At 55.6% G+C, this 12988-nt stretch carries 8 protein-coding genes; 4 read left to right on the top strand and 4 right to left on the bottom strand.

Annotation, left to right across the window (positions count from 1 at the left end):
• Positions 1-25 precede the first annotated feature (25 nt).
• The 4 genes from nanA to nanQ all read left to right on the top strand — a co-directional run bounded on the left by nanA (position 26) and on the right by nanQ (position 3943).
• The gene (gene nanA / locus N7268_RS03070) at positions 26-919 is read left to right on the top strand and encodes an N-acetylneuraminate lyase (protein ID WP_260861757.1); all 894 of its coding nucleotides are present in this window, start codon (positions 26-28) and stop codon (positions 917-919) included.
• Positions 920-1030: 111 nt separating this feature from the next.
• Positions 1031-2521, top strand: a complete 1491-nt coding sequence (gene nanT, locus N7268_RS03065; RefSeq protein WP_198905532.1) for an MFS transporter — start codon at positions 1031-1033, stop codon at positions 2519-2521.
• 79 nt (positions 2522-2600) lie between these two features.
• Positions 2601-3476, top strand: coding sequence for an N-acetylmannosamine kinase (nanK, locus tag N7268_RS03060; RefSeq protein ID WP_260861756.1), 876 nt, complete (start codon positions 2601-2603; stop codon positions 3474-3476).
• Positions 3473-3943, top strand: coding sequence for an N-acetylneuraminate anomerase (gene nanQ / locus N7268_RS03055; protein WP_260861755.1), 471 nt, complete (start codon positions 3473-3475; stop codon positions 3941-3943). The genes nanK and nanQ overlap by 4 nt, the downstream gene beginning before the upstream one ends.
• A gap of 58 nt (positions 3944-4001) precedes the next feature.
• Here nanQ and N7268_RS03050 read toward each other — a convergent pair whose 3' ends face one another.
• From N7268_RS03050 to gltB, 4 genes are all read right to left on the bottom strand, one after another.
• Positions 4002-5282: a cytosine deaminase gene (locus N7268_RS03050; RefSeq protein WP_260861754.1), complete on the bottom strand. Its 1281-nt coding sequence runs from the start codon at positions 5280-5282 to the stop codon at positions 4002-4004.
• Entirely contained in the window at positions 5272-6522 is a 1251-nt protein-coding gene (codB, locus tag N7268_RS03045; RefSeq protein ID WP_260861753.1) for a cytosine permease, read from the bottom strand. Before codB ends, N7268_RS03050 begins: the two co-directional genes overlap by 11 nt.
• A gap of 258 nt (positions 6523-6780) precedes the next feature.
• The gene (gene gltD, locus N7268_RS03040) at positions 6781-8199 is read right to left on the bottom strand and encodes a glutamate synthase subunit GltD (protein WP_260861752.1); all 1419 of its coding nucleotides are present in this window, start codon (positions 8197-8199) and stop codon (positions 6781-6783) included.
• A 9-nt stretch (positions 8200-8208) separates the two neighbouring features.
• Complete coding sequence (gene gltB / locus N7268_RS03035) at positions 8209-12669, bottom strand: glutamate synthase large subunit (protein WP_260861751.1); 4461 nt, start codon at positions 12667-12669, stop codon at positions 8209-8211.
• Positions 12670-12988: the final 319 nt, after the last annotated feature.

Raw genomic sequence — 12988 nt, 5'->3', positions numbered from 1 at the left:
ACACTAATCATAGACAGAGGTCGTTATGGCAAGAGATTTAAAAGGCGTGATGCCAGCGTTGTTAACCCCATTCGATAACCAACAGCGCCTGGATATTGAGAGCCTGCGCCGTCTGGTGCGTTTCAACATTGGGCAGGGCGTTGACGGGTTGTACGTCGGAGGCTCAACGGGTGAAGCCTTTGTACAGAACCGTGCGGAAAGAGAGCAGGTACTGGAGATCGTTGCTGAAGAAGCGAAAGGCAAAGTTACCTTAATCGCCCATGTCGGGACGGTAAGCACCGAAGAAAGCCAACAACTGGCGAGTGCCGCGCACCGCTACGGCTTTGATGCTGTCTCCGCCGTCACCCCGTTTTACTATCCGTTCAGTTTTGAAGAACATTGCGATCACTACCGTGCAATTATTGATTCCGCTGATGGGTTGCCGATGGTGGTCTACAACATTCCGGCGCTGAGTGGCGTAAAACTGACGCTGGATCAAATCAATACGCTGGTCACGCTGCCGGGCGTTGGCGCACTGAAGCAAACCTCGGGCGATCTCTATCAGATGGAGCAGATCCGCCGCGCGCATCCTGATCTGGTGCTTTATAACGGTTATGACGAAATCTTTGCTTCTGGCCTGCTGGCGGGCGCTGATGGGGGTATCGGTAGCACATATAACATCATGGGATGGCGTTATCAGGGAATTGTGAAAGCGCTCAAAGAAGGCGATATCAAGACTGCACAAAAGCTGCAAACCGAGTGCAATAAGGTTATCGATCTGCTCATTAAAGTCGGCGTGTTCCGTGGTCTGAAAACCGTTCTGCACTATATGGACGTGGTCTCTGTACCGCTGTGCCGTAAACCTTTCGCCCCAGTGGACGAGAAATTCCTGCCAGAGCTGAAAGCGTTGGCGAACCAACTGTTGGCAGAAAAGGCGTAACCGCGGGTTGCCGGGGGCGCTTCGCTTGCCCGGCCTGGCTATTTCGACCGTAGGCCGGATCGGGGAACGCCGCTATCCGGCACAACAACAAAACATCGTCGGGAGAGTAAAATGAGTACTTCTACCCAGAGCATCCCGTGGTATCGCCATCTCAATCGGGCGCAATGGCGGGCATTTTCCGCAGCCTGGCTGGGATATTTGCTTGATGGTTTTGATTTTGTCTTAATCGCGCTTGTGCTGACAGAAGTACAAGGCGAATTCGGTTTGACGACGGTGCAAGCCGCCAGCCTGATTTCGGCCGCCTTTATTTCTCGCTGGTTTGGCGGGCTGGTGCTGGGGGCGATGGGTGACCGTTATGGCCGCCGTCTGGCGATGGTCACCAGCATCATTCTGTTCTCTGTCGGGACGCTGGCCTGCGGCTTTGCGCCGGGCTACACCACCATGTTTATCGCCCGACTGGTTATCGGTATGGGAATGGCGGGTGAATACGGCTCCAGTGCGACCTATGTCATTGAAAGCTGGCCTAAACACCTGCGCAATAAAGCCAGCGGTTTCCTGATTTCCGGCTTCTCCGTTGGTGCGGTGATCGCCGCACAGGTCTACAGTCTGGTGGTTCCGGTCTGGGGATGGCGTGCGCTGTTCTTCATCGGCATTGTACCGATTATCTTCGCACTCTGGCTGCGTAAAAATATTCCTGAAGCCGAAGACTGGAAAGAGAAGCACGAAGGTAAGGCGCCAGTGCGCACGATGGTCGATATTCTCTATCGGGGCGAACATCGGGTGATCAATATTCTGATGACGATGGCTGCCGCAACGGCGCTGTGGTTCTGTTTTGCCGGCAATCTGCAAAATGCGGCAATCGTTGCGATTCTCGGACTGCTCTGCGCATTCATTTTCATCAGCTTTATGGTGCAAAGCAGCGGTAAACGCTGGCCGACTGGCGTGATGCTCATGGTGGTCGTGCTGTTTGCCTTCCTCTACTCATGGCCGATTCAGGCACTGTTGCCGACGTACCTGAAAACTGAGCTGATGTATGACCCTTCAACGGTCGCCCGTGTGCTCTTCTTTAGCGGTTTTGGTGCAGCGGTTGGCTGTTGCGTAGGCGGTTTTCTTGGCGACTGGTTGGGCACCCGCAAGGCTTATGTATGCAGTCTGCTGGCCTCACAGCTGCTGATTATTCCGGTCTTTGCCATTGGTGGCACCAACGTCTGGGTCCTCGGTTTGCTGCTGTTTTTCCAGCAAATGCTCGGACAGGGGATCTCCGGGATCTTACCAAAACTGATTGGTGGCTATTTTGATACCGACCAGCGTGCGGCGGGCCTGGGCTTCACCTACAACGTCGGTGCGCTGGGCGGGGCGCTGGCGCCGATCATCGGGGCGTTGATTGCACAACGTCTGGATCTGGGGACGGCGCTGGGATCGCTTTCGTTCAGCCTGACGTTTGTGGTGATCCTGCTGATTGGTCTCGATATGCCGTCACGTGTTCAGCGCTGGCTGCGTCCGGAAGCACTGCGTACGCATGATGCTATCGATGGCAAACCCTTTAGCGGAGCTGTCCCGTTTGGTAGCGATAAACGCGGCCTGGTGAAATCAAAAAGTTAGTCCGTTTGCCCGGTTCAGAACCGGGCAATTTTCGTAAGGGAAACTGTATGTCGTTACTAACGCAGAAGAAGGCTTTGCGATGACCACGCTGGCTATTGATATCGGCGGTACCAAACTGGCCGCCGCACTGGTCGATAATGACCTGTTGATTCGCGACCGTCGTGAATTGCCCACCCCCGCGAGCAAAACGCCGGATGCACTACGCGCGGCGTTGCATACCCTGGTGGAGCCGCTTTCTCTTTATGCTAAGCACGTGGCGATTGCCTCGACCGGGATTATCCGCGACGGTGTTCTGCTGGCAATCAATCCGCATAATCTTGGAGGGTTATTGCATTTCCCGCTGACGGAAACGCTGGAAGCGATTACCGGATTGCCCGCACGGGCGGTTAACGATGCTCAGGCTGCGGCATGGGCGGAATATCATGCTCTGCGGGGGGATTATCGTGACATGGTCTTTCTCACCGTCTCTACGGGCGTGGGGGGCGGCGTCGTGACGGACGGCAAACTTCTCACCGGTACCGGCGGGCTGGCAGGGCATCTGGGCCATACGCTGGCCGATCCCAATGGGCCGATGTGCGGCTGCGGTCGTCGCGGCTGTGTGGAAGCGATCGCTTCAGGACGCGGGATTGCGGCTGCGGCACAAGGTGAACTTGCCGGATGTGATGCCAAAACGATTTTTATCCGCGCCGGGCAAGGCAACACGCAGGCTGCTGACCTTATTACTCGTTCGGCACAAGCACTGGCGAGGTTAATCGCGGATATCAAAGCCACCACCGATTGTCAGTGTGTGGTCGTTGGCGGTAGCGTCGGGTTGGCCGACGGCTATCTGACGCAGGTCCGACGCTGCCTGGCACAAGAGCCATCGGCCTACCAGGTGGCGCTACAACCGGCACATTACCGGCATGATGCCGGATTATTAGGGGCTGCGCTGTTGGCCCAGGGAGATCGATTATGATGTCAGATGAGTTGCGTTCACTGCCTTCTGCTGGATTACATCCGGTCTTGCAGCAGGCGTTAACGCTGGCCATTGCGGCGAATCCGCAGGAGAAGACGCCTGGGCGCTATGCGTTGCAGGGCGATAATATTTTTATGAATGTGATGCAATTTGCAACGCAGAGCCCGGAGCAAAAGAAAGCGGAGCTGCATCAGCAGTACATTGACATTCAGGTGCTGTTATCCGGCGAAGAACGTATTCTGTTTGGGTTGAGCGATTCTGCTCGTCAGTGCGAAGAGATGCACGTTGAGGATGACTACCAGTTGTGCAGTCAGATTGCCGATGAGCAGGCTATTGTACTGAAGCCGGGAAGATTTGTGATTTTTATGCCGCGCGAGCCGCATAAACCGGGCTGTGTGGTGCAGGCTCCGATGGATATCAAAAAGGTAGTGATCAAGGTACGCGCCAGCTTATTACAACCAGCCTGACGATGAGAGACTGTGTCGGATGGCTAGGCTTGCGCCATCCGACATGGAATGTCACGACCTAGCGCTTAAACGTCACCGTTTCGGGCTGTGTAAGATGCAGCGTCGTCTGGGCAGGCACCGTCTCGGCAATGATTCGACCGTGACGAATGGAATAACGTGCAGGTGTCTGGCGACGAACCGCGTCAAATCCATTCTCTGCCGGTAAAATGACCAGATTCGCGGAATTCCCCACGTTCAGACCGTAGTCCTGCAGGTGCAGGGTTTTCGCGCTGTGGGTGGTGACCAGGTTCAGCCCATCGTTAATCTGCCCGTATCCCATCAACTGGCACACGTGTAACCCCATATGTAGTACCTGCAGCATATTCGCGGTACCCAGCGGATACCACGGATCGAAGACGTCATCATGACCGAAGCAGACGTTGATCTCCGCCTCCAGCATCTCTTTGACGCGCGTGACGCCGCGGCGTTTAGGATAAGTGTCAAAGCGCCCTTGCAGGTGAATATTGACCAGTGGATTTGCGACAAAGTTAATGCCGGACATTTTCAACAGGCGGAACAGACGGGAAGCATACGCGCCGTTATAGGAGTGCATTGCCGTGGTATGGCTGGCGGTCACGCGTTCGCCCATATTGTCGCGATGCGCCAGCGCCGCGACGGTTTCAACAAAGCGTGATTGCTCATCGTCAATTTCGTCGCAGTGCACGTCGATAAGCCTGTCGTATTTTTGCGCGAGGGCGAAAATTTTGTGCAGCGACTCCACGCCATATTCACGCGTGAATTCAAAGTGGGGGATCGCGCCAATGACGTCGGCGCCCAGACGCACAGCTTCCTCTAATAACGCCTCACCGTTGGGGTAAGAAAGAATGCCCTCTTGCGGGAACGCGACGATCTGCAGCTCTACCCACGGAGCAACTTCTTGCTTCACCTCCAGCATGGCTTTCAGCGCCGTCAACGTAGGGTCGGAAACGTCAACGTGAGTACGGACGTACTGAATGCCGTTGGCCATCTGCCACTTCAGGGTCTGCATGGCGCGCGCTTTCACGTCTTCGTGAGTGAGCATTGCCTTACGTTCGGCCCAGCGCTCAATACCTTCAAACAATGTCCCGGACTGGTTCCAGCTCGGCTCACCCGCGGTTTGGGTGGTGTCGAGATGGATATGTGGTTCAACGAACGGTGGGATTGCCAGACCGCCTTCGACATCCAGCACTTCACCCTGTGGTAACGTAGCGGCGTCCTGAGGTTCAATCCGGCTGAAGCGCCCGTCTTCAATAGTGAGCTGCCACAATCCGTCACGCCCCTGTAAACGCGCCTGACGAAGGGTGATGTTATTATTCTGCATGGCTGACCTCTGGTGATTTAGCAAGGCTGCGATTGAAAAGGGGATTCAGCAGGATATAGCTGAATACGCCGCCGAGTACAGCGTTGACGGGCACGATACCGGGGATATAGTGACCGGCGGCAATGCCCAGGGCAACAGACAGGATAGCTATCCAGTTTACGGAAATAAATTGCGCTTTGCTGAAGTCGGCATATCGGCGATGGTTCAGCAGATAGTCGGCGATAATCACCCCGCCAATTGGGGGAATAGCCGCCGACAAAAATGTCAGCCAGCCGACAAAGTTATTGTAAAGCCACAGTGCGCACAGTGTACCGATAATACCGTTAGCCACTGACAGCGTACGGCTGGAAAGGCCGGTAATATTGGCAAATCCCAGACCTGAGGCGTATAGCGCATTGTCGTTGGTGGTCCAGATATTCAGACCGAGTACCACAATCGCGGGCAGCAGCAGTCCCTGGGCAATCATCACGTCAGAGATATCCGCCTGTCCAACAGCGGCGGCGCCCGCAGCGCCGAAGATAAACATCAGCGAGTTGCCAAGGAAAAACGCCACCATGGCAATCAGCACCGCGCCTTTAGCGTTTCGGCCAAAGCGGACAAAGTCGGCGGTTAACGTCCCAGCGCTGACGAACGAGCCGACCACCAGCGCCAGTGCGGTGGAGAAATTAAGAGGCGTCTGCGGCACTATCGCCTTTAAATGGTCTAAACCGCCGACATCGCTCACCGCCAGCCAGACGGAGTAGCTGCCAAGAATGACGATGGCAGGTACGGCGATGATAGATAAAACGGTCAGCGCCGAGATGCCAAAAAAGATAGTCAGGGTCATCAACAGACCGGAAACCGCAATCAGGATATTGACGTCAAGCCCCGTCGCTTTGCCGACGGGGATAGCAAACATGGCCACGCCAACGCCAAACCAGCCCACCTGCGTGCCGCCTAATAGCAGTGAGGGGAGCCATGAACCTTTCAAACCAAATGAGTAACGCGCCAGAAGGTGGGTTGAGAGCCCTGTTTTTGCGCCGATAAAACCGAGAAATGCAGTGTAAATACCGAGGAGAAGATTACCGAAGAGGACTGCCAGGAAGAAATCATGATAAGAAAGACCGGTACCGAGTGTGCCACCGGTCCACATACTGGCGGAAAAAAATGTGAGTCCCAACATGACAAACGTTAGTGGAATCACGCCTTTCCGCTCCGCCAGAGGGACGGGGCCCTGGCTATAATTGTTGTCCTGCGACACAACGCCTCCATGAATTTTGCCCAAAAAATCCGCCGCATCATATACAGTTCCCAGAATAAAGCAAACGTTTCCGTATAATCTTTACATGGCTATTATTCATGTTTTTGATGTATTGCAGGTATCAGGTTATTTGCCCTGTTTACAAAACGTGTAGTCAGGCTGGCTTAGTCGGCAGGTTTAGTTGGTAGGTTTAGCGGTATTACTAAGGCGTTTAACATCTCATCCACCAGGGTGGATGAGATGCCAGAAAAAGCTGACTTACACTTCCAGCCAGTTCATGATGCCGTCAGCCGCTTTACGACCTTCGGCAATCGCCGTCACGACCAGATCTGAACCGCGCACGATGTCACCGCCAGCAAAGATTTTTGGGTTGCTGGTCTGGAAGGCGTTGTCGCTGCGTTCCGGGGCAATAATTCGTCCCTGCGAATCCAGCTCGACGCTATGCTTCGCCAGCCATTCCATGCTGTGCGGGCGGAAACCAAACGCCATGACCACCGCATCGGCCGGGACAATGTGTTCAGAACCGGCGACGATTTCCGCGCGGCGGCGACCGTTGGCATCCGGTGCACCCATTTCTGTGCGCGCCATTTTCACGCCGCAGACCTTACCGTTGGCGTTGACTTCCACACCCAGCGGTTGAACGTTGAACTGGAATTCCACGCCCTCTTCACGCGCGTTTTTCACTTCGCGTTTTGAGCCTGGCATGTTCTCTTCATCGCGACGATAAGCACAGGTTACGTGTGTCGCCCCCTGACGAACCGAGGTACGCACACAGTCCATCGCCGTATCACCACCGCCAAGAACAACGACGCGCTTGCCTTCCATGCTGACGAACGGTTCGTCAGTGGTTTCGCCGAAGCCCATGATTTGTTTGGTATTCGCAATCAGGAACGGCAGAGCATCGAACACACCGTCGGCGTCTTCGTTTTCCAGCCCACCGCGCATTGACTGATAAGTCCCCACGCCGAGGAACACAGCGTCGTAATCCTTCAGGAGATCGTCGAGCTGCACGTCGCGACCGACTTCCACATTGAGTTTGAATTCAATGCCCATACCGGTGAAGATCTCACGACGGCGGGTCATGACCTCTTTCTCCAGCTTGAAGGCCGGAATACCGAAGGTCAGCAGTCCGCCGATCTCCGGGTGGCGATCAAACACCACGGCCTTCACGCCGTTACGGGTGAGTACGTCAGCACAAGCCAGGCCTGCCGGACCCGCGCCGATGATGGCGACGCGTTTGTCCGTCTGGCGAACGCCGGTCATATCCGGACGCCAGCCCATTTCGAAGGCTTTATCATTGATATAGCGCTCGATGTTGCCGATGGTCACTGCGCCAAACTCATCGTTCAGCGTGCAGGAGCCTTCGCACAGCCTGTCCTGCGGGCAAACGCGACCGCAGACTTCCGGTAGTGTGTTGGTCTGGTGAGACAACTCTGCCGCTTCAAAAATACGTCCTTCGTTGGCGAGCTTCAGCCAGTTCGGGATGTAGTTATGCACCGGGCATTTCCACTCGCAGTACGGGTTGCCGCAGGACAGGCAGCGATCTGCCTGCGCTTTGGCCTGACCTTCGGAAAACGGTTCGTAAATCTCGATAAACTCGATCTTACGGATCTTCAGCGGTTTCTTCGGCGGATCAACACGCTGCAGGTCGATAAATTGGTATACGTTCTGACTCATCTTAACCCCTTACTGCGCCTGCACCCGCAGCTCAGCTGCGGAACGACTACGGTGACCCAACAGTGCTTTCACATCACTGGATTTTGGTTTTACCAGCGCAAATTTCGCTGAGAAGGCCGGCCAGTTAGCCAGAATCTCTTCGCCGTGTGAAGAACCGGTATGTTGTACGTGCTCAGTGATGAGACCACGCAGATGTTCCTCATGGATAGCCAGCGTGTCTACACTCAACACTTCGACCAGTTCCGGGTTCACGCGTTTGCGGAAATCGCCGTCTTCGTCCAGCACGTAGGCGAATCCGCCCGTCATACCTGCGCCGAAGTTAACGCCCGTCTTCCCAAGAATACAGACGATACCGCCTGTCATGTATTCGCAACCATTGTCACCAATGCCTTCTACCACGGTGATCGCGCCGGAGTTACGTACGGCAAAGCGTTCACCCGCACGACCTGCGGCAAACAGACGGCCGCCGGTCGCGCCGTACAGACAGGTGTTACCGATGATGCTTGCTTCATGGCTACGGAAGGCAGAGCCCACCGGAGGACGTACTGCCAGCAAACCGCCTGCCATGCCTTTACCGACGTAGTCGTTAGCATCGCCAGTCAGATACAGTTCAACGCCGCCTGCGTTCCATACGCCAAAGCTTTGACCCGCAGTACCGCTGAAGTGCGCTTTGATCGGATCGGATGCCAGACCTTGATCGCCGTGCGTCTGCGCGATATAGCCAGACAGTGATGCGCCGACTGAACGATCGGTGTTGCGGATATCAAACCAGAAGGTTTTGCTCTGGCGTTCATCGACAAACGGTTTCGCTTGCTGCAGTAACTGTGCGTTCAGCACGCCGTTATCAAACGGCGGGTTGTTCTCGGTGCAGTACAGCGCTTTACCCGGATGGGGTTCAGCCGTTTCCAACAGTCGGAACAGTTCCAGCTTCTGCTGTTTGGCGGTAAATCCGTCCAGCTCTTTGAGCAGGTCGGTGCGGCCAATCAGATCCACCAGACGTTTCACGCCCAATTGCGCCATCAGCTCACGGGTTTCACGGGCAACAAATTCAAAGTAGTTGGTCACCTTGAACGGCAAGCCGTGATAGTGATTCTTACGCAGTTTTTCGTCCTGAGTCGCGACGCCGGTTGCGCAGTTGTTCAGGTGGCAAATACGCAGGTATTTACAGCCCAGCGCCACCATCGGACCGGTTCCGAAGCCGAAGCTTTCCGCCCCGAGAATCGCCGCTTTGATGATATCGACGCCCGTTTTCAGACCGCCATCAACCTGCAAGCGGATCTTATGGCGCAGACCGTTAGCGACCAGTGCCTGCTGGGTTTCCACCAGGCCCAGTTCCCACGGACAGCCCGCGTATTTTACCGACGAGAGTGGGCTGGCGCCGGTACCGCCGTCATAGCCCGCGATGGTGATCAGATCTGCATAGGCTTTTGCCACGCCGGTCGCGATGGTGCCCACGCCCGGTTCGGAAACCAGCTTCACGGAGATCATCGCTTTCGGGTTAACCTGTTTCAGGTCGAAAATCAGCTGCGCTAAGTCCTCGATAGAGTAGATATCGTGGTGCGGCGGCGGGGAGATCAACGTGACGCCGGGTACCGAATAACGCAGTTTGGCTATGTACGGGGTCACTTTGTCACCCGGCAACTGTCCGCCTTCGCCCGGCTTCGCGCCCTGGGCGACTTTAATCTGAATGACGTCCGCATTGACCAGATACGCCGGGGTGACGCCGAAGCGACCGGAAGCCACCTGCTTGATGCGTGACACTTTGTTGGTGCCATAGCGTGCCGGATCTTCGCCGCCTTCGCCGGAGTTAGAGTTACCGCCGATGCTGTTCATTGCTTCGGCCAGCGCTTCGTGTGCTTCCGGGCTTAATGCGCCGATAGACATCGCGGCGGTATCAAAACGTTTAAACAGTTCTGTTGCCGGTTCGACATCATCCAGGCTAATTGCTTCATCACCTGGCGTGATGGCCAGCAGGTCGCGCAGTGTTGCCGCCGGACGCTCGTTGACCAGCTTCGCATATTCCTGATAGTCGCTGTATTCGCCACTTTGAACAGCCTGTTGCAGCGTGCGCACCACGTCCGGGTTGTAGGCGTGATACTCGCCGCCGTGAACATATTTCAGCAACCCACCCTGACTGATCGGTTTACGCGCCAGCCAGGCATGTTTGGAGAGATTCAGCAGATCCTGCTGGAAGTCGGCAAAACTGGCTCCGCTGATGCGACTGACCACACCCTGGAAGCAGAGCGCAACGACGTCATCGTGCAGACCCACGGCTTCAAACAGCTTCGAGCAGCGGTAAGAGGCGATGGTTGAAATGCCCATTTTGGACATGATTTTGTACAGACCTTTGTTGATGCCGTTACGGTAGTTCAGCATCACGGTCCGATAATCTTTGGCAATCGCCTGCGTATCGATCAGACGTCCCAGGGTTTCATACGCGAGGTATGGATAGACTGCCGTTGCGCCGAAGCCCAGCAGCACCGCAAAGTGGTGTGGGTCACGCACGCTGGCGGTTTCCACGATAATGTTGGCATCGCAGCGCAGGCTCTGTTCTACCAGACGCGTTTGCACCGCACCGACCGCCATCGGAGCCGGAACCGGCAGGCGGTTTTTGGCAATGTTACGGTCGGAGAGCACCAGCAGTACCGTGCCGTTCCGCACCATCTGTTCCGCTTTATCGCACAGCGCTTTAACGGTCTCTTCGAGCGTGGTTTCGGTCACGTCGAAAGTAATATCCAGCGTGTCAGCGCGATAATGCTCCTCTTTCATGGTAGTGAGCTGTTTGAAATCGGAGTACAGCAGGATCGGCGATTTAAAACTCAGGCGGTGCGCCTGGCCTTCCGCTTCGCAGAAAACGTTCATCTCACGACCAATGCTGGTGGCCAGCGACATCACGTGCGCTTCACGCAGCGGGTCGATAGGCGGGTTGGTCACCTGGGCAAACTGCTGACGGAAGTAGTCATAAATAATACGCGGTTGGCTGGAGAGCACGGCGAACGGGGTATCATCACCCATTGAACCGACCGCTTCCTGGCCGTTTTCACCCAGCACGCGGATCACGGAATCCAGCTCTTCGGCGCTGTAGTTAAACTGTTTCTGGTAGCTGGCGAGGGTGTCATCATCCAGCTCGCGGCTGCCGACCTGATCGTCAGCCAGGTCTTCAAACGGCACCAGACGGCGGACGTTTTTCTCCATCCACTCTTTGTACGGATGACGGCTTTTCAGGTCGTTATCGGTCTCGGCTGAGTGCAGAATGCGCCCGGTGCGGGTATCGATAACCATCAGTTCGCCAGGACCGACGCGGCCTTTCTCGACCACTTCATCCGGCTGGTAGTCCCAGATACCCACTTCAGAGGCACAGGTGATGAGCTTGTCTTTGGTGATCACAAAGCGTGCCGGACGCAGACCGTTACGGTCGAGGTTACAGGCAGCAAAGCGACCGTCAGACATGACGATCCCCGCGGGACCATCCCACGGCTCCATGTGCATGGAGTTAAAGTCAAAGAAGGCGCGCAGCTCAGGGTCCATGTCCGGGTTGTTCTGCCAGGCTGGCGGTACCAGCAAGCGCATGGCGCGGATGATATCCATCCCGCCCGCCAGTAGCAGCTCCAGCATGTTGTCCATCGAACTGGAGTCGGAGCCGGTTTCGTTGACGAACGGGGCGGCATCGTGCAGATCCGGGATCAGTGGCGTCTGAAACTTATAGGTACGGGCACGCGCCCACTGGCGGTTACCGGTAATGGTGTTGATCTCGCCGTTATGCGCCAGATAGCGGAACGGCTGTGCCAGCGGCCAGCGCGGCACGGTGTTCGTGGAGAAGCGCTGGTGGAACAAGCAGATGGCCGATTCCAGACGCAGGTCCGCGAGGTCCAGGTAGAAGCGCGGCAGATCCGCCGGCATACACAGACCTTTATAAATATTGACCAGGTTCGACAAGCTACAGACGTAGAAGTCTTTATCGGCCTGAAGGCGTTTTTCGATACGGCGACGCGCGATGAACAGGCGGCGTTCCATATCGCGTGGACGCCAGCCCGCAGGGGCGTTGACAAAAATTTGCTCAATACGTGGCAGAGAGGAGAGGGCGATTTCACCAAGGACCCCTTCGTTGGTTGGCACATCGCGCCAGCCCACAATCGACAGGGTTTCCTGCTGGAGTTCTTCTTCAACAATGCGACGGGATGCCGCGGCCAGTTCAGCGTCTTTATTTAAAAAGATCATGCCGACGGCGTAGTTTTTGGCTAAACGCCAGCCGCGCTCCTGCGCAACGATGCGAAAGAAGCGGTCAGGTTTTTGTAACAGCAGGCCGCAACCATCGCCGGTTTTACCATCGGCAAGAATGGCGCCACGGTGCTGCATCCGGGCCAGTGCGTGTATGGCGGTACGCACTACCTTGTGGCTAGGTTCGCCTTCTATGTGGGCGATCAGGCCGAAACCACAGTTATCCCTCTCAAGGGATTTATCGTACAACATATCAGTGAACCTCCCCAGGCTCTGCGGGACACCTCTCCGATACCGTTTGCGCACGGGCACACCAAGAGCATGGCGACGGGGTTTGCGTGTCATACGCTTACCTCGCATTCGCCCTCTTTATCCATTTCGCATAGGTCAAACAAGTTTGAGGACTTGCTTCAGAGGGAATCTCAATTACTGCATAAATATGATGAGCAGGCTGCTCATCCAGAAAGCTTCCAGCGGATTTCCAAGTTATCGGGAATCCACACACAGGTCAAATGGCAATCTTATTTATACAAAAATGTGCTATAGCGCGATTAACTTTATGAATACATTG

Source organism: Citrobacter sp. Marseille-Q6884, from assembly GCF_945906775.1.
Lineage (GTDB): Bacteria > Pseudomonadota > Gammaproteobacteria > Enterobacterales > Enterobacteriaceae > Citrobacter.
This window is presented reverse-complemented; position numbering and strand designations above follow the sequence as displayed.